Annotated in this window: 20 protein-coding genes; 9 read left to right on the plus strand and 11 right to left on the minus strand. The window is 60.7% G+C overall.

Annotated elements, in window-relative coordinates; translation table 11 throughout:
• Positions 1-429 precede the first annotated feature (429 nt).
• The 4 genes from dinB to ACE103_RS05315 form a co-directional block, all read right to left on the minus strand.
• On the minus strand, positions 430-1467 hold the full coding sequence (gene dinB, locus ACE103_RS05300) for a DNA polymerase IV (protein WP_375781013.1): 1038 nt from the start codon (positions 1465-1467) through the stop codon (positions 430-432).
• 65 nt (positions 1468-1532) lie between these two features.
• Positions 1533-2258, minus strand: a complete 726-nt coding sequence (locus tag ACE103_RS05305) for an SOS response-associated peptidase (RefSeq protein WP_375778579.1) — start codon at positions 2256-2258, stop codon at positions 1533-1535.
• A gap of 3 nt (positions 2259-2261) precedes the next feature.
• On the minus strand, positions 2262-2711 hold the full coding sequence (locus tag ACE103_RS05310) for a hypothetical protein (protein WP_375778580.1): 450 nt from the start codon (positions 2709-2711) through the stop codon (positions 2262-2264).
• 47 nt (positions 2712-2758) lie between these two features.
• Positions 2759-3154, minus strand: coding sequence for a hypothetical protein (locus ACE103_RS05315; protein ID WP_375778581.1), 396 nt, complete (start codon positions 3152-3154; stop codon positions 2759-2761).
• A gap of 145 nt (positions 3155-3299) precedes the next feature.
• Here ACE103_RS05315 and ACE103_RS05320 point away from each other — a divergent pair, with 145 nt between their 5' ends.
• Complete coding sequence (locus ACE103_RS05320) at positions 3300-4223, plus strand: Ku protein (protein ID WP_375778582.1); 924 nt, start codon at positions 3300-3302, stop codon at positions 4221-4223.
• A 169-nt stretch (positions 4224-4392) separates the two neighbouring features.
• Complete coding sequence (locus tag ACE103_RS05325; RefSeq protein ID WP_375778583.1) at positions 4393-5007, plus strand: cell envelope biogenesis protein TolA; 615 nt, start codon at positions 4393-4395, stop codon at positions 5005-5007.
• 6 nt (positions 5008-5013) lie between these two features.
• On the opposite strand, the gene ACE103_RS05330 is transcribed toward ACE103_RS05325, so the two are convergent.
• Positions 5014-5298, minus strand: a complete 285-nt coding sequence (locus ACE103_RS05330; RefSeq protein ID WP_223970535.1) for a hypothetical protein — start codon at positions 5296-5298, stop codon at positions 5014-5016.
• Positions 5299-6214: 916 nt separating this feature from the next.
• Here ACE103_RS05330 and ACE103_RS05335 point away from each other — a divergent pair.
• The 7 genes from ACE103_RS05335 to ACE103_RS05365 all read left to right on the plus strand — a co-directional run bounded on the left by ACE103_RS05335 (position 6215) and on the right by ACE103_RS05365 (position 17008).
• On the plus strand, positions 6215-7177 hold the full coding sequence (locus ACE103_RS05335; RefSeq protein WP_375778584.1) for an ArdC family protein: 963 nt from the start codon (positions 6215-6217) through the stop codon (positions 7175-7177).
• A gap of 103 nt (positions 7178-7280) precedes the next feature.
• Positions 7281-9398, plus strand: coding sequence for a ParB/RepB/Spo0J family partition protein (locus tag ACE103_RS05340; RefSeq protein ID WP_375778585.1), 2118 nt, complete (start codon positions 7281-7283; stop codon positions 9396-9398).
• A gap of 184 nt (positions 9399-9582) precedes the next feature.
• A complete protein-coding gene (locus ACE103_RS05345) occupies positions 9583-13905 on the plus strand; it encodes a strawberry notch-like NTP hydrolase domain-containing protein (RefSeq protein WP_375778586.1) in 4323 nt (1440 codons plus the stop codon).
• On the plus strand, positions 13905-15062 hold the full coding sequence (locus tag ACE103_RS05350) for a DNA primase (protein WP_375778587.1): 1158 nt from the start codon (positions 13905-13907) through the stop codon (positions 15060-15062). Before ACE103_RS05345 ends, ACE103_RS05350 begins: the two co-directional genes overlap by 1 nt.
• Positions 15044-15493, plus strand: a complete 450-nt coding sequence (locus tag ACE103_RS05355; protein WP_375778588.1) for a hypothetical protein — start codon at positions 15044-15046, stop codon at positions 15491-15493. Before ACE103_RS05350 ends, ACE103_RS05355 begins: the two co-directional genes overlap by 19 nt.
• A 577-nt stretch (positions 15494-16070) precedes the next feature.
• Positions 16071-16391 carry a DUF736 domain-containing protein gene (locus ACE103_RS05360; RefSeq protein WP_018454792.1) on the plus strand — a complete coding sequence of 107 codons (321 nt, stop codon included), beginning with the start codon at positions 16071-16073 and terminating at the stop codon, positions 16389-16391.
• Positions 16392-16774: 383 nt separating this feature from the next.
• A complete protein-coding gene (locus ACE103_RS05365; protein WP_375778589.1) occupies positions 16775-17008 on the plus strand; it encodes a hypothetical protein in 234 nt (77 codons plus the stop codon).
• A 277-nt stretch (positions 17009-17285) separates the two neighbouring features.
• Here the strand turns inward: ACE103_RS05365 and ACE103_RS05370 are convergent, their stop codons facing one another.
• The 6 genes from ACE103_RS05370 to ACE103_RS05395 all read right to left on the minus strand — a co-directional run bounded on the left by ACE103_RS05370 (position 17286) and on the right by ACE103_RS05395 (position 24367).
• Positions 17286-17693, minus strand: coding sequence for an ester cyclase (locus ACE103_RS05370; protein WP_375778590.1), 408 nt, complete (start codon positions 17691-17693; stop codon positions 17286-17288).
• 503 nt (positions 17694-18196) lie between these two features.
• On the minus strand, positions 18197-19144 hold the full coding sequence (locus ACE103_RS05375; RefSeq protein ID WP_375778591.1) for a helix-turn-helix domain-containing protein: 948 nt from the start codon (positions 19142-19144) through the stop codon (positions 18197-18199).
• Between the two features lie 443 nt (positions 19145-19587).
• Positions 19588-20817, minus strand: a complete 1230-nt coding sequence (locus tag ACE103_RS05380; RefSeq protein ID WP_375778592.1) for an ABC transporter substrate-binding protein — start codon at positions 20815-20817, stop codon at positions 19588-19590.
• A gap of 688 nt (positions 20818-21505) precedes the next feature.
• Positions 21506-21718, minus strand: a complete 213-nt coding sequence (locus ACE103_RS05385; RefSeq protein WP_375778593.1) for a hypothetical protein — start codon at positions 21716-21718, stop codon at positions 21506-21508.
• Positions 21719-21788: 70 nt separating this feature from the next.
• Positions 21789-22874, minus strand: coding sequence for a hypothetical protein (locus tag ACE103_RS05390; RefSeq protein ID WP_375778594.1), 1086 nt, complete (start codon positions 22872-22874; stop codon positions 21789-21791).
• Positions 22871-24367: a DUF4331 family protein gene (locus tag ACE103_RS05395; protein WP_375778595.1), complete on the minus strand. Its 1497-nt coding sequence runs from the start codon at positions 24365-24367 to the stop codon at positions 22871-22873. The genes ACE103_RS05390 and ACE103_RS05395 overlap by 4 nt, the downstream gene beginning before the upstream one ends.
• Positions 24368-24436 lie beyond the last annotated feature (69 nt).

A 24436-nucleotide genomic window follows, 5' to 3' on the forward strand; every position in this document is an offset into this window, starting at 1 on the left:
AGGTACATGCTAACCCAACGGCAGCAGTAACGAAGATGGGTCGGCTCATCATAGGTGATGACATCGACCTTACGGACCGTGAGCTTGGCGTGCCCAGCATTTACTGCATAAGCCCATTCGGGTGGTGTGCCTTCGGGCAGGGCGTCCGCATCAAAAAGGGGGCGCATGATTCTCAATCTTTAAAAGCGGGATTATACCGCAGGTTGAGATGGTGCGAAACGGCGGAGCATCCGCGGCGAAGAGGGCGGATGGCCTTCCGGTCGCTACACCATTTCAGCCTGATCAATCTGGCTTTCTCAAAGGGCGGCCCAAGGCCTCAATAAGCCTTCATACCATGGTGCGGCGTGTCCTCGAAGGTGAGCAGGAGCTAGATCCCATGTCGGCGTCAATGGTCTCTTGCCGAAATCATTCGATCGAGCGGTGACGCAATTACATCGGCAGCGCTAACTGTGGCTCCGCATCGTCGACATGCTGCAGCGCCGATAGCGAGACGCCCAGAAGCCGGACCGGCTTGGGGACCGGCATCTCGTTCTGCAGCAAAGCGATCGATAGGCGCTCCAGGTCGGTACGGCTCGAAACCGAGACGGGCACAGATCTGCTGCGCGTGATGATCTCGAAGTCGTTGAACTTCACCTTCAGCGTTACCGTGCGACCCCGGTTGCCGGCGCCTTCGCAGTATCGCCAGACCTTGTCGATGAGTGGGGTGAGCTCGACGACCATGGCGTCGAAGTCGGTCAGGTCGGTGGAGAACGTGTTTTCGGCGCCGATGGATTTGCGGATCCGGTCGGCGCGGACCTCGCGGTTGTCGACGCCCCGCGAGATCCAGTAGTAGTAGCTTCCGGCCTTCCCGAAATTGGCCTGCATGAATTCGAGTGACTGGTTGCGCATGTCGAGGCCGGTGTTCAGGCCCAGCGCATTCATCTTGGCGCTGGTCGCTGGCCCAATGCCGTGGAATTTTCGGACCGGAAGCGCCTCGACGAACGCCGGGCCCATCTCAGGCGTGATGACGTACTGGCCGTTCGGCTTGCGGTGGTCTGAGGCCAGCTTTGCCAGAAACTTGTTGTAGGAGATGCCGGCCGAAGCGTTGAGGCCCGTTACCTCCTTGATCTTCGCACGGATCGCCAACGCAACGTCCCGGGCAAGCGGAATGCGCCGCAGATTTTCCGTGACGTCCAGATAGGCCTCGTCCAGCGACAGCGGCTCGATGATTGGGGAGTGCTCGGCAAAGATCTCGCGTATTTGCTGGGAGATTGCCCTGTACACTTCGAAACGCGGCTTCACGAAGATCAGATCGGGGCATTGTCGTTTTGCCGTGACAGACGGCATGGCCGACCTGACGCCGAACTTGCGCGCTTCGTAGCTGGCCGCCGCCACGACGCCGCGCTCCCGGAACCCGCCGACGGCGACCGGCTTGCCACGGAGATCTGGATTGTCCCGTTGCTCGACGGATGCATAGAAGGCGTCCATGTCGATGTGGATGATCTTGCGTTGGCGGTTCGGGGAAGCCGCCTGGTCATCCTCGTCCTCGATGGTCACGTCGCTAGCCCGACCGCATCTTCCTTGACGCCGCGGGCGACGATCCGAAGTGCCTCGTCCGGCAGTGGCCGCTGCAGCTTCAATGCCTCGTCCAGAGGGGCCGTCATCCAGGTCTCGACTTCGTCTGGCGTCGTCAGGATCACCGGCATCGCCTTGGGGTGGATAGCGCCGACCTCGGCGTTCGGCTCTGTCGTGAGGAACGCGTAGATGTCGTTGGTGGTCTCGCCTTCCTTGACCTTCCGGACGGACGTCCAGTTGGTCCAGATGCCGGCGAAGCAGGCGAGGGGACGGGACTCATCGAGCGCGAACCAGACATCACCGCCCTCGGCCTTGTTGAACTCGCTGAAGGAGTTGAACGGTACCAGGCAGCGGTTTTCGGGTCCCAGCCATCTCGTCCAGTGCTTGCTCTTCACGTTGCGGATGTTCGTCGTGCCGCCGTTTGGCTCCATCCGCAGCAGTTCCTTGAAATCGACGATCTTACCCTTGGCCTGCAGCTTCTCGGCTCGTTTCTTGGTGGCGTCCATCAGCGCTTTTGACGACGACGGCATTCCCCAGCGCGCCGTGGTGAGTTCGCGGCCCTCCGCCCCATTTCGCACGATCGGTGCCTTGTAATCGGGAAAAACCCCGGGCATCGGCGCTAGATTGCCGACGTATCGGTTCACGACGCGGAACAACGCGCTGATTGCGGCTTGGTTGGTCGTGATCGAGTAGAGATTGCACATCGGTCAGGCTTCGGTCCGAGGGTGGCGCGGCTGCCAAGCCAGTTGTAACAGAGTCGCGGAAGGACGCCGGCCCGCCTTGGCGCATTTGCGGCAGCGCAGCCGGCTGGCGAGATCGTGCACGAAGGTGGTCGGCGGATGCTTCATCGCCGCGAGGTCAACGTCGCTCGGCGTCTTGCAGCGCGCGCACTGGATCTCCAGCCAAGGGAAGCCGCCATTCACCGCTTGGTCGATCGTCGGGGACGGATCAATCGGTTCTCCGTCTGACCACATGCGTTCGTTCCAACTCTCGCATAGCAGCTTGTCGGCCTGCTGGACGAGCGCTTCCCCCTTCGCTCGCGTCTCCGCCGATCGGGTAGCCAGGATGTTGGCCATTGCCCGCGCCTTGCCGAGCTCTTTCGCCAGAGCCTTTCGGTCGCCGCCCGACAGAGGCGTAGGGTGATATTTCGGGGCCATCCGGACATCCAGGCGCAAAGAGATCGGACCGGCAAATCCAGAGCGGGCTACGGCGTCTCGAACGCCGGCCAGCACCCGTCTTCTTCGTGCCTCCCAGTACGCTGCTGGCAGGTGTTGTCGAGCAGCCGCTGCGCGACGTCCTTCCAGACCGCGTTGCCGCCATATAATCGGACTGCATCGGCGGTCTGGATTTCCACGGTTCGCTCGCATCGGCGGCAGGAGATGCGCAGGACGTGGCGTTGAATTTCCGAAAGACGACGCTGCCGCATTTGGGCACTTGTCGTGCCGGCGCGCGGGTCTTTGAGGACCGATTCCCAGTATTCGGCCGGGAGTGGCGCATCTGGAGCCGCGGCGGAGGGAGCCGGCCTGCGCGCGGCGTCAGCGGCCAGTTTTTCCATCTGCTTCGGGGTCGGCATGCGCCAGCTCGCGGGTCGGTCGGTCATTCCAAATTAGAACATAAAGTGAACAAAAGTCGAGTCCGCTCAAGCCCGGGTACGAGAAAAATCGTCCTGTGGAGACGAGGCCGGTGTCGGAACCAAGCCGGGCCGTTCGTCTTGAATCCGACATCAGTATTGGAGTTCCCCCGTCATGGCCCCCCGCGCTAACTGGAAAGGCTTCCTGCGTCTTTCGCTCGTCACCTGTCCGGTAGCGCTCTATCCGGCCACGTCGGATTCCGAAAAGGTCTCGTTCAATCAGCTCAACCGGAAGACCGGCCATCGCATCAAGTACGCCAAGGTCGATGCCGACACCGGCGAAGAGGTCGCCAACGAGGACATCGTCAAGGGCTACAAGGTCGACACCGACACCTTCATCGAGGTGACCAAGGAGGAGCTCGAAAACGTCGCGCTGGAATCGACGCGCACCATCGAGATCGACGAGTTCGTCGACCGCAGCGAGATCGACCCGAGGTATCTGATCCGCCCCTACTACCTGGTGCCGGACGGAAAGGTGGGTCACGACGCCTTCGCCGTCGTCCGCGAAACGATCCGTGAGATGAACAAGGTCGCCATCGGACGGGTGGTGCTGACCAACCGTGAGCACATCATCGCCCTCGAGCCCATGGACAAGGGCCTGATGGGGATGCTGCTGCGCTATCCTTACGAGGTCCGTTCTGCGGACGTATATTTCGACGATATCCAGGATGTCAAAGTGACCAAGGACATGCTCGATCTCGCCAAGCACATCGTCAACCAGAAGGCGGGCCACTTCGAGCCGGACAAGTTCGAAGACCAGTACGAAACCGCCCTGATCGACCTCATCAACAAGAAGCGCGAAGGCAAACCGATTACCGCGAAGGAGCGGCCGCGTGGCGAGAACGTCGTCGATCTGATGGACGCGCTGCGCAAGAGCGTTGGCGGCGATAAGGCGGTAAAAAACTCCAAACCGGCCAAAAAGCCGCGCAAGGCCGCAAGCGGTCAGAAAGAAATGCTGATGCCGATCGCCGGCAAGAAACCGGCCAAGGAGGCCGTGGCAAGGAAGCCGGCGGCCAAACCGCAGCGGAAGTCGGCTTAACGTATCCTTGCGGTGGGTTCACGGGAAGCTCGCTCCGACATGCCGGATGCGTCGAGATATTTCCCGGGCCGGCCGCTCTGTTCGCCCGCCTTGGACGTTCTCTGCTCCCGAGCTAGACAGCACGGCTGATCGAATGGCAGCGTAGGAGGTCGGTGCGGGAAAGCGTCTCATGGCGAGAAAACTGAAGACCTACCAGACCTCGCTCGGCTTCTTCGATCTGGCGATTGCCGCTCCCTCAATGAAAGCGGCTCTGGAAGCGTGGGGCGCAGACAGCAATCTCTTCCACCAGGGCGCGGCCAAGGAAAGCGACGATCCGGACGTTATCGGGCCGGCCATGGCAAAGCCCGGCGTCGTTCTTAGGCGCCCAGTCGGAACAGACCGACCTTTCAGCGAACATGCCGAGCTGCCCACCGATCTTGGAGGCGGCGGACCAACGAAAGCCGCCCGCAAGTCGAAAGGTCATGAGGCGAAGAAGCCTTCCTCTCGCCCCGTCGACAAGGCTGCGGAGCGAAAGGCCGCTCTCGCCTTCGAAAAGGAGCAGAAGCGGCGCCAGCTTGAACAGGCGAAGGAAGAGACTGCCAGGCAGAAGGACCGTGAACGCCGTCAGCAGGCGGTCGACAAGGCGCAGGCTGCGCTGGACAAGGCTGAGCAAGAGCACGCGAAGCGGGCCGCCACCATCCAGGCCGAGGTCGAGGCTCTCGAGAAGAGATCGCAAGCCGAACAAGCCCGCTGGGATAGGGAGAGGGAGCGATTGGAAGCTACGCTGCGGCGCGCGCGGGGTTAGTGTTCGTCATGCTCGGCGCGGATCCTCTTCATTAGGAGGGCATTCTGGGCAGGTATCACCGATCGAGTTCAGCACGTCGCGAACCTCGGCCGCCGCTGCATCAGGGGAGACGCCTGCGGGCGGGTCTACGCGGGCGATATCGAAGGCCCGCTCCCTTGCATGCGGATCGGCGCGATCCTGCATCCAACCGTGCTCCTCGCACTCGCGGATGGCGCCAGCTTCCTGGAGCACCCCAATCGCCCATCCGCGCATCGTCCGTATCGCCGGTCTTCGTTCACGTGTCATCAGCATAGGAATAGCTCCTGACAGGACGAATCGTTGCGTCCGCCATTCGTTCCCCTCCTATCACCAGGCTGGGCTTTGTCGAGAAACACTAGGGAATGGTAGCGGGTGGGCGTGTCCGATGACGCCACCCTCGGCTGTCGTTTCTGACCGATCGGATGTGCAGGCTCAGAAAGGGGGTGGCGATTTGATAGTAGCGTATTCCGCCACTGCCATGTTGACGGGCGGCGGCGCATATTTCCGGCCATGACGCAGCCATGGGAATCGGGAGAGGACTACGCGTGTCCGCACTGCGGTGCGATGTACGCGGTGACGCTCACCCAATCACTTTCAATCGACGATGACGGCAAGCCTTGCACGGAATGCGGGGACGCATTGGCATGGTGGCGCAGCACGACGGTGCCGCACTTCAAGCTAAAGGTGCGTAAGAATGGGGATCCGGCATGATCCCGAAGCGCCACCGCAACAAGCAAATTGCTGAACTGTGGTCCTCAGTTCGAGCAAAGACGCAAAGACTAGCTGGGCGCGTGCGGCCAGAGCCGCACCGGGCTCTCGTGAACCGAGCCGCGAAGCGTCTCGGCCTTGCGGCTTCGATCCCTCGCGCTAGAGCTTTGGTGCTCCTCGCCGGGGGCACTCGGGAAAGGGGCTCGCCTGCGGCGATCGCTATCACTGCCCCGTTCCCGGGTGCCGCTATTGAACCGGTCTCGTCGCTGCACTCGGACCCGCGTGTCCCTTCGGGTCGCTATGCTCACGCTCTCCGGGTGCCATTTTCCGTTGAGGCGATGCGCCCCTGGCGCACGCCTGATCGGGCCTGCGGTCCCAGGTAGATGGTGCTGAGAGCCGAGAGTAAGAGTGCGGGCTGGGTTTTCCATGACGGGTTACAAGCTGCGAGAGAGGCTCGCGGCGCCCGTCGCGGAGACCCGCGATGTCAAACCCTATTATTCGCGCGCGCGCCGGCCAGGACCGCGCGAACCTCTATAACGAAATCACCGACAAGATCATCGCCGAGCTTGAGGCCGGACGCATCCCCTGGGTTCAGCCCTGGGGTACGGCCGCGGCGAAAGCGCCGCTGGCGATGCCGAAAAATGCATCGACCAACCGGCAATACAGTGGCGTTAACATCCTCATCCTCTGGGGCGCCGTTATCGAACGCGGATTCACTGGTCAAAGTTGGCTCACCTTCCGTCAGGCGCTCTCGTTTGGCGGCCACGTTCGCAAGGGGGAGCGCGGCACCACTGTTGTCTACGCGGATCGTTTCGTCCCGAATGACGAAAAGCGACGCGCCGCTGAGACCGGCGAAGACGCGCAAGCAATTCCATTCCTCAAACGATTTACCGTTTTCAACACCGATCAGTGCGAAGATCTGCCCGACGGCATTGCCACCGCTGCGCCGCCACCGCCGGCTGGCCTCATCGAACCCACGGTCGACGCCCTGATCAAGGCCAGCGGAATTCCATTTCGGATCGGCGGGGATCGCGCATTCTATGCCACAGCCGAAGACTATGTTCAGGTCCCGCCGCCACAGGCCTATTTCGAACCCATCAATTGGCACCGCACCGCGTTGCATGAACTCGGTCATGCGACCGGGCATCCCTCGCGCCTCAATCGCGACCAGAGCGGATCCTTCGGTACGAAGAAATATGCCTTCGAAGAACTGGTCGCTGAGTTAAGTTCCGCGTTCAGCTGCGCGACGCTCGGGATCGTGCCGACCGTGCGCCATGCCGACTATATCGGCTCCTGGCTTGACGTCCTGCGCGAAGACAATCGCGCCATCGTGCGTGCCGCATCGCAGGCGAGCAAGGCCGCGGACTATTTGCTCGGCTTCGTTCCCGGGTCCATTGAGCCCGCGTCGCTGGATTCGGTTGTCGCCGATCACGAGGCGGCGTGATGCTTGGCCTCGTGGCCGCGCGAGAGTGAGAGGAGGGGAGGCTGTTCGCGACGGGTTGGAAGCCGAGAGAGAGTCTCACGGCCGCCCGTCGTGGAGAGCCAAAATGACGAAAGCAGTACAAAAGATCACGCTGTCGCCTTCCCGGGATATTCCGTTCAACAAGCTCGTGCTCAGCCAGTCGAACGTTCGCCGCGTCAAGGCCGGTGTCTCGATCGAACAGCTAGCCGAGAGCATCGCGCAGCGTACGCTTCTGCAAAGTCTAAGTGTCAGGGCCGTCGTTGATGCAGATGACAACGAGACCGGCATGTTCGAGGTGCCGGCGGGCGGCCGGCGCTATCGTGCCCTCGAGCTTCTGGTGAAACAGAAACGCATGTCAAAGACACAGGCGGTGCCGTGCGTTGTGCGTGAAGGGGGCATTGCCGCGGACGATTCGGTGGCGGAGAACGATGAGCGGGTCGGTCTGCACCCGCTCGATCAGTTTCGGGCCTTCCAGACTCTCCGCGATCTCGGCATGACCGAGGAAGACATCGCCGCCCGGCACTTCGTGAACCCTGCGATCGTGAAGCAGCGGTTGCGGCTGGCGTCGGTGTCGCCGAAGCTGCATGAGGTCTACGCCGAAGACGGCATGACGCTCGAGCAGCTCATGGCGTTCTCGGTCTCAGCCGATCACGCCCGCCAGGAGCAAGTCTGGGAGAACGTCAGCCGTTCCGGTTATGACGAGCCTTACCAGATCCGCCGGCTGCTCACTGAGAACACCGTGCGCGGGTCCGATCGCCGGGCGCAGTTTGTGGGCGTCGATAAATATCAGCACGCGGGTGGCGGCGTTCTGCGGGATTTGTTCGAGCACGACGATGGCGGCTGGCTTCAGGACGTCGTGTTGCTCGACCGCCTCGTAACCGAAAAGCTCAAAGCCGAAGCTGAGACGATTGCTGCCGAAGGCTGGAAGTGGATCTCAGTCGCCGTAGACTTCTCCTACGGTCACACTCAAGGTCTACGAGAAATCGAAGGCAGACCTGTCGATCTCTCGCCTGAGGAGCAGGCCACCATCGATGCGCTAAACGCCGAGCAGGCCAGGCTGGAAACCGACTACCAGGATGCCGACGAATTGCCCGAAGAGGTCGATCAGCGTCTCGGCGAAATCGAGTCGGCACTGGCGGCATTTGAAGACCGGCCGATGCTTTACGAACCGACCGAGATCGCCCGAGCTGGTGTCTTCATCAGCATCGATTCCGAAGGACGCCTCTCCGTGGACCGGGGTTACGTCCGGCCGGAGGACGATGTGCAGGAAACTGATCCTGATGTCGGGCAGAACGCCGACGCGTCGTCGACTGAAGGGCAGGAGCCTGGCACTTCAGTTCAGCGCACGATCATCGCAGTCGCAGGTGGCGCTCCTGACGCCGAAGAGGATGATGAAAACAGGGCCAAACCTCTGCCGGATCGGCTGATCACCGAGCTGACGGCGCATCGTACGCTGGCATTGCGGGATGCGCTGGCAGAAAATCCTGCGACCGCGTTTCAGGCGGTGTTGCATAACTTCGTGCTGACGGCCTTTTATCGGTTCGCATCGTCCGGGAGCTGTCTGGAGATCGGCCTTCGTACACCGACCTTTCCTGCCCAAGCTCCCGGGCTGAGGGAAAGCGCGTCTGCGAAGGCTGTCGAGGCGCGGCATGAGTCCTGGAAGGCACGGTTGCCGAAGAACGAAAACGATCTCTGGGATGCGCTCACGGCTCTTGATGGTGGTGCACAGGCATCATTGTTCTCCCACTGTGCATCATTTGCGGTCAACGCCGTCTACGAGCCGGCCAACCGCTACAATCAGAGCCGTGTCTCAGCTCACGGTGTCCGCACGCGTCTCGACCAGGCTGATGTGCTTGCGCGCGCGGTCGGGCTCGACATGGTGCAGGTTGGCTGGCGACCGACCGTCGACAACTATCTCGGCCGGGTCACCAAGCCGCGAATTCTGGAGGCGGTGCGGGAAGCCAAGGGCGAGTCTTCGGCACAACTGATCGACCATCTGAGGAAGGCTGAGATGGCAAAGGAGGCCGAGCGTCTACTCGATGGCTCGGGCTGGCTGCCGGAGCTGCTGCGCCTCGTCGATCCCGATGCGGCGCCAGTGGCACAGGAGGGCGAAGCGGGCTCGCTGCCCAAATTCCTCGCCGACGAGGAGGATTCGGAAAACGTCAGCGATGATGATCCGCGACAACTCGATGCGGCTGAGTGACATCATGTGGCGGGACGGCTGAGGCTGTCCTGCAGTTGCTTGGGGACCGGTGAGTAGCGCCGGTCCCCATGTTTATTGAGTGAGCGCTGAGAGGGAGAGCCGGGCCGGGAAGGGTTTGAGCCGTCGGGTCAAAGGAGAGCGCCTGATGGTTCGACCCGTTCCCGCTCTCCCGAGAAATCCTGCCATGACCGAATCTCTCGCCGGCGGCGCTGCCGCCGCGCCGCTCTCGATGCATGCCGCTGCCACTCTCACCTCTGCCGCCCTCAAGGCCGCCCGACAGATCTTGACTGATCTCGAACGCGGACGTCGCATCGATGCCGCCGTCCTGCGTGGCGCCATGGAGGCTGCATTCGCTGCCTCGGACGCAACCGGAGCCTGGAATTGGAAGACCGCCTATGACGTTTGCGAGGCGGCAACCGTTCTCTTCCTGCGCAAGTTCGGTCCGGCTATGCGCGCCAAGGCTGGCTCGACGGCTGCCATGCTGCCAATGCTCGCGAGAATCGCGAGCTGTCTGCCGACCCATACGCGGCGTTCCGAGGACAGTCAGGCGCTCCAGCAATACTCGACGCCGATCCCGCTTGGGCTGACCGCATGCGCCGCGGCCGGCATTACGCCTGCCGACCGCGTTCTGGAGCCATCCGCGGGGACCGGCTTGCTCGCCATCCTTGCCGAACTCGCCGGTGGTTCTCTGATGTTGAACGAGTTGGCCGATAGCCGAGCGGCGTTGCTAGACCATTTGTTTGCCAACATTGAGGTTACGCGGTTCGACGCTGCGCAGATCGATGATCATCTCGACACGAGGTTTGTACCGAGCATCGTTCTGATGAATCCGCCGTTCTCCGCAGTGGCGAATGTCGATCGACGAATGGCGGACGCTGCCTTCCGACACATCGCTTCGGCGCTCGCGCGTCTCTGCAACGGTGGACGCCTCGTCGCCATCGCTGGCGCGGGCCTTGCGCCGGATAACCCGGCGTGGCTAGAGGCCTTCGTTCGCCTCCAGGAGCGCGGACGGGTCGTGTTTTCTGCCGCGATCGACGGCGCCGTCTACGCCAAGCACGGCACTCAGACGGACACGAGGCTGCTCGTTATCGACAAGCTACCCGCTCCCAATCCGAAGGCTTTTCTCGACTCGCAAGGCATGGCCGGCGATGTCGCCACCTTGCTCAATTGGGTAACCCAGTATGTGCCTCCGAGGCTGCCCCTCGCCGCGCCGGTCGTTGCCGACGTCGTCAGGCGGCGTGCAATGTCTCGATCAGCGGGCGCTTCCGCATCACGTCTGTCGTCCACTTCGGAAAGTGCAGCGCCAAATGGCGTCGAACTAACGTACGAGACGGTCGAATGGTCGCCGCCGGAAGGCGCCCGGCTAACCGACGCGCTCTATGAGGAGTACGGATTGCAGTCGATCCGTATTCCCGGATCGTGCGCACATCCGACCAAGCTTGTGCAATCCGCGTTGATGGCGTCCGTTGCGCCGCCGAAGCCGTCCTACCGTCCGCACCTGCCTTCGACCCTGGTGGCAGATGGAGTTCTGTCGGACGCCCAGATCGAGAGCGTCATTTATGCCGGCGAGGCGCATTCCGAATTTCTCGCGGGCTCCTGGACGATCGACGCGACGTTTGATGTTGTAGCTGCCGCGCGCGATGACGCAGAGAATGTCGTCCGCTTTCGTCGCGGCTGGTTCTTGGGCGATGGCACTGGCGCTGGCAAGGGGCGGCAGGTCGCAGGGATCCTGCTCGACAATTGGCTCAAGGGCCGCCGCCGCGCGATCTGGGTCAGCAAATCCGACAAGCTGATCGAAGATGCCCAGCGCGACTGGTCCGCGCTCGGTATGGAGCGACTGCTCGTTACGCCTCTATCCCGGTTTCGCCAGGGCACCCCGATCCGGCTTTCGGAAGGTATCCTTTTTGCCACCTATGCCACGCTACGCACCGACGAGCGTGGCGAGAAGCTTTCGCGTGTCGGGCAGATCGTTGAATGGTTGGGCTCCGACTTCGACGGATTGGTCGTTTTCGACGAGAGCCACGCCATGCAGAATGCGGTCGGGGGCAAGGGCGAGCGTGGTGACCAGGCAGCCTCTCAGCAGGGGCGTGCTGGCTTGAGGCTCCAGCACGCGCTGCCGAATGCGCGCGTGGTTTATGTCTCGGCGACGGGCGCCACCACGGTGCACAATCTCGCTTATGCCCAACGCCTCGGCCTTTGGGGCGGCGCCGACTTCCCCTTCGCCACACGCGCCGAGTTCGTCGAAGCGATCGAGGAGGGCGGCGTCGCGGCCATGGAGGTGCTGGCGCGCGACCTCAAGGCGCTCGGTCTCTACGCTGCGCGCTCATTGTCGTACGAAGGCGTCGAGTACGACCTCGTGGAGCACCAGCTGACGCCGGAGCAGGTTCGCATCTACGATGCCTATGCCGGTGCGTTCAGCGTCATCCATAATAATCTCGATGCGGCGATGCGAGCCGCCAACATCACTGGCGAGACCGGAACGCTGAACGGGCAAGCCAAGTCTGCGGCACGCTCCGCTTTTGAAAGCGCGAAGCAGCGCTTCTTCGGCCACGTCCTGACTTCGATGAAGACCCCGTCCCTCATCCGATCGATCGAGCGCGACCTTGATGCTGGTCACGCCGCTGTTATCCAGATCGTGTCGACGGGCGAAACGCTGATGGAGCGCCGGCTCGCCGAGATCCCGACTGAAGAGTGGGGCGACCTACAGGTTGACATCACGCCGCGCGAGTATGTCCTCGATTATCTGGCCCACTCCTTTCCGGTCCAGCTCCATGAGCCCTTCACCGACTCGGAGGGCAACCTCTGCTCCCGGCCTGTCTATCGCGACGGCCAGCCGGTCGAGAGCCGGGAAGCCGTCGCACGACGCGACCGCCTCATCGAGAAGCTTGCATCACTACCGCCGGTACCTGGGGCACTGGATCAGGTCATCCAGCGCTTCGGCACCGAGCTGGTCGCCGAGGTGACGGGCCGCTCGCGCCGCATCGTTCGCAAGGGCGACCGGCTGGTGGTCGAAAATCGAGCCGGTTCAGCCAACCTCGCCGAGACCTCGGCTTTCATGGACGACGTCAAGCGCATCCTCGTGTTCTCCGACGCCGGGGGCACGGGGAGGAGCTACCACGCCGAACTGTCGGCCCGGAATCGCCGTTTGCGGGTCCACTACCTGCTCGAGCCCGGCTGGAAGGCCGATGCCGCGATCCAGGGCCTCGGCCGCACAAACCGGACCAATCAAGCGCAGCCACCCTTGTTTCGTCCGATTGCGACAGACGTTAAGGCCGAAAAGCGCTTTCTCAGCACCATTGCCCGCCGGCTCGATACGTTGGGAGCCATTACGCGCGGCCAACGTCAGACCGGAGGACAGGGTCTGTTCCGGCCTGAGGACAATCTCGAAAGCCAGTACGGACGTGACGCGTTGCGTCAGCTCTACACGGTGCTCGCGCGAGGCAAGGTCGGCGGCTGCTCGCTTGGGAGGTTCGAGGATGCGACCGGTCTGAAGCTCATGGATGCCAATGGACTCAGGGATGACCTGCCGCCGATCACGACCTTTCTGAACAGGTTATTGGCGCTCACCATCGACCTACAGAATGTGCTGTTCACCGCCTTCGAGCAGCTCTTGACCGCTCGGATCGAAGGCGCGGTTGCATCCGGCACCTACGACGTGGGGTTGGAAACCCTCCGTGCCGAGAGCTTTGTCGTCACCGACCGGCGGACGATCTATGACCATCCGGGGACCGGCGCCGAGACCCGGCTGCTCACGGTCGCCCAGCGCCAGCGCAATCATCCGGTGAGTCTGGATGACGCTCTTGCTCGTCTTTCCGATCGTCAGGCCGTCCTGCTCGTCAATGAGCGCTCGGGACGAGCCGCCGTGCAGGTCCCCGCGGCGAGCGTCATGCTCGATGACGGCGAGATCGAGCGGCGCGTCCGTCTGATCCGGCCGATGGATCAGCACACGGTCCCCTTGACCACCATGGCCGAAAGTTATTGGGACGAAGCGGATCGTGAACGCTTTTCCTCGACCTGGCTGGCGGAGCTTGCCGAGGTGCCCGAGTTGACGGAAAGCACGATCCACGTCGTGGCGGGCCTGCTGCTCCCGATCTGGAAGCGGCTGCCGAACGAATCGACCCGTGTCTATCGGCTCCAGACCGATGCAGGCGAACGTATCATCGGCCGCAGGGTCTCGGCCATCTGGGTCGCAAATATCCTTGCGGTGGACGCGCCTTCGCTGACAGCGGACGCTGCCTTTGCCGCGCTCAGGGAGGGACGGACCGTCCTCGAGCTCGCGGAGGGGCTCCAACTTCGCCGTGTCCGGGTGATGGGCGCCTACCGCATCGAATTGTCGGGATTCAACGACGCGATGCGCGATCGTCTCCGCGCCTACGGCCTCTTTGGGGAAATCATCTCCTGGAAGCTGCGCATGTTCGTACCCACGGACGCAAGCGGCGTCGAGGTCCTGTTGAGGGTGCTCGACACCTATCCGGTTACGGGCGTCAGTGAGCGGGAGGCCGTGTGATGTCCGGCGATGTCTCCGAGCTGGCACGCCGCCTCGCGCGCGAGGCCGAGGCGGTGTGCCGACACTATCTCCCCAATGGTAAGCGGGCGGGGCGGTACTGGGTGGTTGGCGACGTCCACAACACCCCGGGCCGCTCATTATTTGTGCGGCTCCAGGAATCGTCGAAGGGCCGCGCCGGCAAATGGACCGATGCCGCGACCGGGGAGTATGGCGATCTCCTCGACATCATCCGCGAAAGCCTTGCCTTGCGAGACTTCCGCGAGGTCGCCGAGGAGGCGAGGCGCTTTCTGAAGCTGCCGCATTCTGAGGAGCAATTACTCCCGAGACCCGTTCGTCCAGTCGTGCCGGCCGGATCGCAAGAAGCCGCCCGTCGACTATTTGCGATATCCGGTCCGATCAAAGGGACGTTGGTGGAAACGTATTTGCAACGTCGTGGAATAAGCCAAATCCACCATGGTGGTAGCCTGCGCTTCCACCCACGTTGCTACTACCGACCGGACGAGCATTTGCCGACTGAAACCTGGCCGGCGATGATAGGCTCTGTCACGGACCTCGAGGGACGGATTACCGGCGTGCATCGCACCTGGCTAGATCCACACGGCTTTGATCGCGTGCGGCTCGGCAAGGCACCGATCGACACGCCACGACGGGCCATGGGCGACCTGCTTGGTAACGCCGTTCGCTTCGGCGTGGTGGACCACGTGCTCGCTGCGGGCGAGGGGATCGAGACCATGCTGTCGCTGCGTTATGTACTGCCGACCCTGCCCATGACCGCTGCTCTCTCGGCCAATCACCTCTCAGCCATGCTGCTGCCGTCTGGCTTACGCCGCCCGACTGGACGAGACATGCTAAGGCAGCACCGTTCAAGCGCAACGATGCCATGCTCGAACTGCTGCCGATCGGCGTTATGCACTTCCCGGGCACGGGCATCCAGGACAACCTCGCCGACAAGGCGAAGCGGCTCGGCATCCCCGTCTGGAGGTTCGGCGGCGCGTGAGCGCCGTCTTCTCGACTCCAAGCCTTCGAGGCGGAATTGCTCACGCCGCAACTCCGCCTCCTTTCAGTCTCATATCCAGAGTTGCGCCGTGGTGGTGGTGGAAGGCGCAATTGGTACATCTATGCACATGGAGCCACCACCATGCTCGCTATTGGGCTAGTTCTCAACACACTCGGCATCGGCCTGTTCTGCTGGGCGATTTTCGCGCTGGCAGTGTATGCCCTGCCGTTTTTCGTCGCACTCACTATTGGGATGATGGCGTTACAGAGCGGTGCCGGCATCATTGGCACGCTGCTTATCGCAACGGCCGGCGGTGCGCTGACGCTCGTCCTCGGCCAAGTCGCCGTCGCTATTACTCGGTCCTTGGCCTTGCGCATCGCGATCGCGACGGCATTCGCTGTTCCCGCCGCCGTCGCCGGCTATCACGTGGTGTTCGCCCTGTCCCAAATCGGAGTGCTTTCAATGGTTTGGCGTGAGGTCTTCGCTTGCCTAGGGGTGGTTTGCATTGGCGTCACGTCATGGACGCGCCTGATGATTCTGGCGGAGACTCGTCCGATCGAGCCGGGCGGGGTGGTGGAGATTTCGTCCTAACCAGTTCTTACGGCCGCATGGCCCGAGGGATGACCGTTTCCTGTGTTCATCGTTGAACAGGTGCGCGTACATCAGCGCGATGAACGGGGATGATCGAAACCTGAGCACGAGTGAGGCAGTCCTCTTCGGAACTCCTCGATCAAGCTTGCCGGCATTCGGTCTGGCCCACGCAGCCACGGCAGAGCGATGTTACCTCGATCGGTTCTTGGGAGACGATGCCGCCCTTTGCAGGAGATTGTTTCTCTTTCCCCGCTGAATCGTTTCGACCTCTTGTTCGTCGAAACCGAGATAGCCACGCTTCTCCAGAGATTGTGGTTCAGCACGCGGACGCACGTGGCCTCGTTGATGGCTTGATCTGGCCGAAGACCGGCTTCGCCTCGATCGTCTGAGCCGCAACGCCGTTGATGCGACTTTCTTCCCCTGGGCTTCGCCCATTCCTCGCGAGACAAGAAAGTCGCCACAACGACGTCCTCCGCTGCGCTCCGGCCCGAGCGGGTGCGTCGCCGATCGTCCTCGGCCCTAGATCGCCATCGAGGCCGCGGTGGTCGCGGGCTCGAAACACAACAGGAGAAGTGACATGGCTAACATCGGTTCCTTCAAGAAGGTCGGCAACGATTTCCAGGGCGAGATCGTCACCCTGAGCCTGCAAGCCAAGGGCGTCCGCATCGTCGCCGAGACGAACCGCTCCAACGACAACGCCCCCAGCCACCGCATCTACGTGGGCCGGGCCGAGATCGGGGCCGCTTGGTCGAAGCGCTCCGAGGAGGGCCGCGACTACCTCTCGCTCAAGCTCGACGATCCCTCCTTCAACGCACCGATCTACGCGAACCTGTTCGATGATGAAGGCGGCGAAGGCTACACGCTCCTCTGGTCGCGGCCGCGCAAGAACGGCGAGTAAGACGCTCAATCAAGCCCCGTCCGAACAGATCGGACGGGGCTTAAAGCCTACCGGCAGGTAACGCCATTTCGCAGCTGCCTGGCCCATCCGCGAAACTGCGCTCTGTCTGTCGGAGGTCCGCTCATCGCGACAGAGCGGACCAGATTTTCTCAATCTGAGTTCTTCGCATTGTGACCCTGAACGGTCGTTAGGCGTGATTTGCGTGGTCACGAAGTGGAGAGCCTTGGGCTCCCAAATTCCGTCGCCGTGATCATTTCCTCAATTGAACCAATACAAATCCTAGCCACACCAAACCCCAGGTAGTGTTGATGCAATAACCGCCGGGACCCTGCCGATGGCCACGCATACGGCCGGGATCGGATCAGTATTTGATACGCGGATGTTTGAATGCAGTTTTCCTCTATGAAGTCGTCGCTCGCATCGTCTCGGTCTATCTGTGCGTCGTTTGCTACCGCACCCTGCGGGATGGCCTGGCCGAGCGAAAAATCACGTCCTTCAGTTCTGATGCCATCGACACGATCCTGGCGGCGTTTATGGACCCGTCGATTCGGGTTGCTCACAGAGACACCGCGCCGGTTCGGTACTGGATATTAATGAGCGTTCAGGTATTTGGCTAGGTCGGATGTTGCGGTGTTGCGATATTTGGGTGGTGGCATCCAACATCCAACCACCTGAATCTCTGCTGAAGCCCGGCGCGCGTAACCGGCCCAGCAGATCGACCCGGACCTTCCTCACGACGCGCGCCGACAAAGTGATCGAATAGAGTGACTTCCGGTGTTGGGGCCCATCGCGTCAGTTAGTCTGATGCAGCGGTTTGTCTGGATCTGGGGGTAAAGGCGACCTGCCCGCTGAGCGCCCGGACTTCTCAGTTTGACCCGAAGCCGACCACGAACCCTAACGGGGATCGTTGCTCCGGCCTAATTGTCTCTCGATCGCTACCTTGTCGATGATCGACCACACCGCTTTTATTCTCCGCTCGTCGAACTCATAGAAGACGTTCTCGGCGAAGGAGATCCTCCGCCCATTAACGGCAAGACCGAGGAAATTTCCGCGTGGCGTGCAGTTAAATCCGAGCCTGCTCGCGATGCGCGGTGGATCGCACACTAGGAGTTGAATATCGAAATGAAGGTCCGGAATTTCGCGAAAATCTCTCTCCAGCATTTCGCGATAACCACGTAGTCCAATCCGTTCGCCATTGTGGTGCACTTCGACATGAACGAATTGCTCCAACTCGGCCCAATCCTGCCTGTTCAGACAGTCGACGTATTCGCGATAAGCGGTGGAAAGTGTGGTGTCGACCATACTGCCTCCGGCGGTTTCATTATGCCAGTCGTCGGCGCAGAACGCTCGCCGCCGAGAATGGCTCGTTCTCTCCCGACATTCATCTTGTACATCAACCGTCCAACTTGGGGCTACTGAGGTAATCTGGACATCAAAATGAGAACGTCCGGAAATGGCCCATCAGCGAAGTGGCGACACCTTTCATTTAGATCCGCTTGGTGGAGTAGAGCGGACTGACTTTGCTCACTCTGAGTTCTTCGCATTTTGACCCGAAGCCGACGTATGGTTGGATTGGCCTTGAAGCTGTCTTCCTGAGGCAAAGCGGACGCGGCTCGAGCGCTAACCATTGCTGCGGGGATATCGCAAGGGGGCGGAGATTTGGGCAGCGAAGTTTGCGCCGCGGGTGCAGCATCAATGCAGTCACAAGTCCGATCTTAGTGCTCCTGATGGTCTAGACCAGTTTGAAGCCTGACGTGAGCGGGCGAATGGCTGATCGGACGCTATGCAATTTCGGCAGATTCCGGTCAGGTTCGAGTATCCCGCTGCAGCGTGACGGAGGGCGATTCACCAAAGGTGACGCGATAGGTCACCGCAAAGCGGCCGAGCTCCAGGAATTGATGGTCCCGGGCGATCTCCGCAACGCTCGTTGTCGAAGGGTTAGCTCGCTGTAGCGCGGCACGGGCTTTGTTCAGGCGTTGCAGCAGAACGTAGCGCGTAGGGCTCATGCCAAGAAATTCGGCGCAACACATCCGTAGAGTTCGCTCGGCCACGCCGACCTCGGCGCAAAGCCTGGACATGTTGGGCCGGCCATCAGCAAGTTTGCTCAGCGCTTCCTCGAAACGAACCATGACAGCGGCGTGATGGTTTCTGGCCTTGAGTGCCTCGCCCGGGACGCCTCCTGCGAGGCAATGAACGATCGCATGAAGCATGTCCTGTTCCAGCGCTCTCGCAACCTCTGGCAGTTCGGCTATTTTCCTTCGGGCTTCCGCGAGATGACAGGCCTGCCTGAACAGGTGCTGAAATCTGGCCTTTTCCGTTCGAGGAGGACGAACGACCTTGCTGATCCCGGGTGACACGAACGATCTTCCGAGCAGTGCTTCGCTGCAGTCAGCGAAGTGCTGTGCCGGCAGCGCGATCAGACCCCATTGGCATCCACCGTTGAACCGTTGATGCACACGCTCGCCCGGGCCGTGAAAAATGATGTCGCCGATTTGAACGGACGATCCACTGAATGTAGCGGACATCGCGTTGATGGGAAACGACAGGAAAGTCAGTTTGGGGGAAAGGGAGAGATAGCCGATGCGCGGAAGACTTTCACAACATCGATAGAGTTTCAGATGTTGCAGCTGCAGCGAGGTGATCTCAGCCCTGAAAGCTCCTGCACCCGTCATCGTCAGGTTGAGGCGGGCGTCGCCGATGGCGGCCGCGTAGCCGTCCGGATCCGTAAAGGTTTGTGTACTGCCATCTGCCATATTCCCGCCCTGTCGAGCCGGCGGACACGTCTTGCGACCTGTTTGAAGCGCTTTGGTCTCACCAAGGCTGCAGCATCAGGCAGTTGGCGATTTTCGACTATGCGGTTTCGGAACTTCGATGGTGGATGGCAGATGCAGTTGAGCTTCAAACTCCGGCAACGGCGAGGCACATCCGCCCCTTACGACCGGCCCGGCTGGGCGGGGACCCGATGGCCGGAGGCGAGCCGTCTCGTGCTGAAGCTAAGGGGGTAGTGGGGTGCTTACAAAGGCCCCGCACACACGCGAAGAGGGGCTCAGGGTCCCTCCACCCACGCCAATGCGAAGCAGGAGTCTGAGCGCGGTCAAAATTCTGCACTACGCGAATTCGGCTAGTCAGCACAGGCTTTGGGCCGATAATCCTAACCCACATGCCGACCGGCGATCTGGCGTGGCGAACTGCGACCCTAGTCCCGGCCGTCACTGTCGATGATGTCGCCGAACCTCTCCCAAGTATCGCCTTTGAATCTCATCATCTGTAGCTGGGAAATGGGAGCAAAGTCGGTCGCCGACGTATTGACCTTGATGCCCGGCAGTAGGCCATCGAGCTCGAGATCCCTGATGTTGGCCGCATGCTTCATGACATTGTCGCGCGTGAGATCGTCGCCGCAGGCCTTCAAAACGTGCACCAGGGTCTGAGCAACCGAGTAGCCGTAAACGACTCCAGGGTCCGCGCGGTTAGCATCCCGATAGTACCCATCCAAAAATTCACTCCAGGCCTTGAGGCCGGGATCATCCTTCCACTGCGGGTCAGTCGGATCCTTGACGTAGGTCGAGGAGATGATCCCCTGCGACGCCTCGTTTCCCGCTGGCTTCATGACGACGCCAACCGAACTAGAGACATTGCTAAGGATATGCAGTGGCTTCCACCCGATCTCCGCGGCCTTCTTGATGGCTTGCGCCGCGAATTTTGGCGTGGTGATATCAAGGAATACATCGGCTTTCAGGGACCAGAGCCTGACGACGTGCGAGTCGATTGTTGGCTCGCTCACGTCATAGGATTCTTCAGCGACAATGAGCGTTGCAGCCTTTTCGCCCAGCCCATCCTTCAGGCCTTTGAGGTAGTCTCTGCCAAGGTCGTCATACTGGTAGAGGATTCCAATCCTGGCGTCCGGATTCTCCTTCAGAATATACTTTGCGTAGATCCGTGCTTCGTCTCGAAAATTGGGCTGCCAGCCCATGGTCCATGGGAAATTCTGCGGGTCATTCCATCTCACCGCGCCCGACGAGACAAAAAGCTGTGGTACCTTCCTGGTGTTCAGGTACTTCTGGATCGCTGCGTTAGTCAGCGTTCCCATCGACTGAAAGATCAACAGCACCTCGTCACTTTCCAACAGCTTGCGCGCCTGCTCGACTGTTTTCGGCGGGCTAAAGCTGTCGTCGTAGGAAATAAAGTTGATCTTGCGGCCGTTGATGCCGCCTTCAGTGTTGATCTTGCGAAAGTATGCGGCCTCGGTCATGCCGATGACGCCGTAGGCCGATAATGGCCCGCTGTACGGCATGATGTTGCCGATTTTGATCTCGGTATCGGATGCGCCGGTATCGTATTTTTTCTGGCCGATTGCGTTGCTTACAGTGGCGGCGAACAGAATGAGGGCGGTTGAAAACGCCGCCAATAGTCGCGCAACGAAAGACATTTCGTTACTCCGTGAATCAACGAACGCGCCCACTTTGTATTTGAGGCGCCGTGCCTCTGCACAGATAGTGAATACCTTTCGTGACCTGACGTCGATCGCGGGGCCCTCCTACGCTTCCGTGGTCAGCGATCAGTCAATGCCACTGACTTAATTGTGTGGGTCTCAACTGATGGCGACCCTTGTCACTTCGTGGAGGAAGCAGAAGTCACGCTGAATCTTCATAATTAGTGCCACATGGCAGCCTTACAGGGAGGGTTAAATCATGCCTTATCGTGGGCATACTTCTCCAAGAGCAGCCGATTATATTCATCGCGCACAGCGCTCCGTGAAATGCGACCCTTTCGATCTTTGGCAATCTTGAGAAGATCAGGATCAGTCTGAGCCCGCGTGACCTTCCCTTTGAATCTGACAAGTATGTTAGCCGGCTCGGGGCCTCTTCCAAATAGACGATCAAACCAACCCATGATGTCCTCCCTTGGCTAAGGCAGTTCAGCGCAGATTGCGTCGCCGTTGGCGTGACACGCTATGCACATTCGGCATGATTAGGTCATGGTACTCCTTTGACCGCCGCGGGTCATTCGCGTCATTTTTGGAAGAGCGCAAGCGACTTCCGGTCAACGGGCCTTGGCAAAATGCGGGAGCGAATCTGTTTGGGGCCAGAACCGGCAGTAAGCGTCGGTCGTCAAAATCATCGCCAAGCCGTTCGCCACGAATGACCGATCGTAATCCAAATTGCGTCGGCGGCGCCGCTTTCGTCCGGCACGTTCCATCCGTCGATCATCAAAGCGAACTGACCTGAGAGCGGTTCAGTGGTTAAATATTGCACAGGCAGTAGATCAAGCACTGGCACAAGAGCGATCGAAGTCGCGCCTGCGACAAATGCCCTGCGATCGATCACCATGCCGCTTCCCCTTTCAGAGTTTTCAATCGAAATCTTTGCAGTGCGGACAACGAAAATGTTGAAGCTGGCCTTATCGAGTGGCGGCCGCGGACGGAAGCTGGAGGGCAGCTGCCATATTGCGGGCAGAAGTCGCAATATTGCGGACTTGTTCAAGCGCACGCAGCGTCGGTCGATTGTCGGCATTGATCTGTGCCAACTGAAGTGCCCTGCGCCAATCGTTTCCGCTCCCCGCATAGAACTCAGCGCCATGGTCCGCGAAGGCGAGCAGATGACGTTCGAGAAGCGAGTCAAATCCGGAGCGGGCGGCATTCATGCGCGTTTCGGATTCCTCAAACTTGCGTTGAGCGGCCAAGATGTCGGCAAGACGCCAATCGACCTCCGGATCGCCAATGGTAACAATGGGTCGAAGTAGTGCTTCCGCCTCGTCCAGACTGCGGGCCGAGGCATAAATCTCGGCCAAATGCACACGGGCTTTGGTGTACATCGGCAGGACCGCGATCGCCCGCCGATAGCACTGGGTAGCCGCATAAAAATCGGGTTCCCGCGCTAGTTCGCCCCAAAGAACGCCGAGGAGAAACCAAATCCTGGCAACAGGAAAGGGCGACACGTCCTGGTAGGCCCGCAGTGCCTCTTTGTAAACCCGGTCAGCGGCGGCGAAATCGCGAAGATCGGCTAGCAGAGACCCAAGGGCGACAAGATCCTCCAGAGCGTGGTTTTCGTTTGCAACCCTGCGCCGCGCATCGAGCAAGCTGTCGAGACGCGATCCGCACGCCTGATCGATGTTCAGTCGCAGGCGATCAACGTCCGCTGTCGGCGCGCCTCCGATCTCTGCCTGGACAAGATATTCTCTGGCCTCCGAAAAGCGATGCGCCATCGATGCGGCCTGCGCCCTGATCAACATTGCTCGGGCTGAAGCCGCGTTGCATTGGACGAGCTGGGCCAGCAACAGGTCGACCCGATCAAGAGCAAAGACGTCACCGACGAGCTGCAGGGTGAGTTGCTCGTGTTCGATCACTGTCTCGGCAGCTTCATCGCGCGTCGGATTTTCGAAGAACTTGCTCCAAGATCGCCTCCGCGCGCTTTCCAGATTGATAATAGCGATTTCACCACCGGTGGTCGGCATGACGGTGCAATCGAGTCCCTCAACTGTCGTCACTTTGCGCCTCCAAATCGTTGCTTTAGGCTATCAAGCCCCGTCTTGAGCAGCGCGGAGACAATTGCCTTCACGACGATATCCGGCTGGTTATCCGGCAGAAATTGCGAACGCCATTCGACAACGCTGCCGTCGCCTTTGGGCTTGATCCCGAGCATCCCGGTGTAGTTTGAAGCCGGAATGCCGCTGAGGCTCGTATAGCGATAGAACCTAGCGGATGGATCGACCTCATCCAGGCGCTCGATGATCTGCTTGCCGTCGATCGTTTCGATCGTGCGCAACTGTCCGACTCCCGATCCCTTCATCTCCACCTTCGCGACCAGCGGATGCCAGCCGGGATCAAACCCTCCAATCAATGCCCAGACCGCGTCCGGCGGTGCTGCAAGATCGACGCTGTAAGCGACCGCCTGCAACTCGGCATTTGGTGCCGCCAGGTACGGAAAGGTATTCGTGCCCGGTTTCGTTGCCGCGGTTGCCCCACCCCGGATGAACTCGCGGTCCCTGTTGATCAACCACGTCATCAGAATGTCGATGACGTTTGCATTGACTGCGCGTCCGCCGCCGGTCTGATGAGCTCGTCCGCCAATGGCGCTCTTTTCGATTTCAAGGTGGCTGGTATCGGTGATCGGCTTGGCAATATCGAACAACAGGAAATCGTCGAGGAAGACATTCACGTTGGCGGCTAGAGCGGTGGGCGTCCAGTCCGCTACGCCGTCGCGCATGTCCCAATTCGCTAAACTCGCCTTCAGGCGCTCACGGAACACCGGCTTGAGGTCGGTAGCAATTGCAAACGGTGTCTGTTGATTCCAGAGGTCGCGCAGATCAATCGGTCCGGCCTCGCTGTTGCCGAGACGGATGTTAGTCTGCTCAGGCCTGCCAACCCAATCGATCCGCGGTGGCTTCTGCCCGATAACATCTGGTCTTAGGGGTACCGTTTCGGCGATAACGCCGAACAGTGAGCCTCTGCCTGGATCAAGCACGCGGGTGGCATCGAACTCGATGACGATGCTAAGTACGTTGTCGTGCAAGAGCAGATTGGGTCCCTTCCTTACGCCCGGAACCAGCCACGCCAGGTAAAACGGGTCTGAACGCAATCCTGCGAATACGCGAAAGACACCGTCCGGCGTTGACGTGCCTTTTTCGTCATTGACGACGATGGGAAGGGTTCGACCGTCAGGAAGAATGCACATTCCGCCTTGGACCGGGTCGGCCGCGGCAGTGCTGCGTTTGAGATTGTCGAAACGGCAGCTGAGGCGAATTTCCTCTTCTCCCGGTTCAAACTTCGCGGCGTCTCCCAGGCCGGCCACGCTCACCCGACGTATCGCGAACGCGTAGTCGACAGCGTTGGAGAACATCGCAGTTGTGCCGGCGGATGGGAAAACACATGCTGCTATCACCATGCGCGCAGGATTTTCCGAGGTGGTGAAAGCGAACAGATCCGTGAGGTCGGCAGACGGGTCGCCGATCTGTCTTGGCCCATCGATGTGGTCGGACATGGCATGATCCCTTGTCGCCGCGCTCAAGGCTTAGATCGAGGGCATTTGCCGAACCGGCCGTGCCCTCGA

It is taken from the genome of Bradyrhizobium sp. ma5 (assembly GCF_042258955.1).
GTDB lineage: Bacteria > Pseudomonadota > Alphaproteobacteria > Rhizobiales > Xanthobacteraceae > Bradyrhizobium.

What these genes read in the sequence shown, in the direction of transcription:
- dinB (WP_375781013.1), bottom strand. Translation starts at nt 1,467, where the DNA reads ATGGACGCCTTCTATGCATCCGTCGAGCAACGGGACAATCCAGATCTC.
- ACE103_RS05305 (WP_375778579.1), bottom strand. Translation starts at nt 2,258, where the DNA reads ATGTGCAATCTCTACTCGATCACGACCAACCAAGCCGCAATCAGCGCG.
- ACE103_RS05310 (WP_375778580.1), bottom strand. Translation starts at nt 2,711, where the DNA reads ATGGCCCCGAAATATCACCCTACGCCTCTGTCGGGCGGCGACCGAAAG.
- ACE103_RS05315 (WP_375778581.1), bottom strand. Translation starts at nt 3,154, where the DNA reads ATGACCGACCGACCCGCGAGCTGGCGCATGCCGACCCCGAAGCAGATG.
- ACE103_RS05320 (WP_375778582.1), top strand. Translation starts at nt 3,300, where the DNA reads ATGGCCCCCCGCGCTAACTGGAAAGGCTTCCTGCGTCTTTCGCTCGTC.
- ACE103_RS05325 (WP_375778583.1), top strand. Translation starts at nt 4,393, where the DNA reads ATGGCGAGAAAACTGAAGACCTACCAGACCTCGCTCGGCTTCTTCGAT.
- ACE103_RS05330 (WP_223970535.1), bottom strand. Translation starts at nt 5,298, where the DNA reads ATGCTGATGACACGTGAACGAAGACCGGCGATACGGACGATGCGCGGA.
- ACE103_RS05335 (WP_375778584.1), top strand. Translation starts at nt 6,215, where the DNA reads ATGTCAAACCCTATTATTCGCGCGCGCGCCGGCCAGGACCGCGCGAAC.
- ACE103_RS05340 (WP_375778585.1), top strand. Translation starts at nt 7,281, where the DNA reads ATGACGAAAGCAGTACAAAAGATCACGCTGTCGCCTTCCCGGGATATT.
- ACE103_RS05345 (WP_375778586.1), top strand. Translation starts at nt 9,583, where the DNA reads ATGACCGAATCTCTCGCCGGCGGCGCTGCCGCCGCGCCGCTCTCGATG.
- ACE103_RS05350 (WP_375778587.1), top strand. Translation starts at nt 13,905, where the DNA reads ATGTCCGGCGATGTCTCCGAGCTGGCACGCCGCCTCGCGCGCGAGGCC.
- ACE103_RS05355 (WP_375778588.1), top strand. Translation starts at nt 15,044, where the DNA reads ATGCTCGCTATTGGGCTAGTTCTCAACACACTCGGCATCGGCCTGTTC.
- ACE103_RS05360 (WP_018454792.1), top strand. Translation starts at nt 16,071, where the DNA reads ATGGCTAACATCGGTTCCTTCAAGAAGGTCGGCAACGATTTCCAGGGC.
- ACE103_RS05370 (WP_375778590.1), bottom strand. Translation starts at nt 17,693, where the DNA reads ATGGTCGACACCACACTTTCCACCGCTTATCGCGAATACGTCGACTGT.
- ACE103_RS05375 (WP_375778591.1), bottom strand. Translation starts at nt 19,144, where the DNA reads ATGGCAGATGGCAGTACACAAACCTTTACGGATCCGGACGGCTACGCG.
- ACE103_RS05380 (WP_375778592.1), bottom strand. Translation starts at nt 20,817, where the DNA reads ATGTCTTTCGTTGCGCGACTATTGGCGGCGTTTTCAACCGCCCTCATT.
- ACE103_RS05385 (WP_375778593.1), bottom strand. Translation starts at nt 21,718, where the DNA reads ATGGTGATCGATCGCAGGGCATTTGTCGCAGGCGCGACTTCGATCGCT.
- ACE103_RS05395 (WP_375778595.1), bottom strand. Translation starts at nt 24,367, where the DNA reads ATGTCCGACCACATCGATGGGCCAAGACAGATCGGCGACCCGTCTGCC.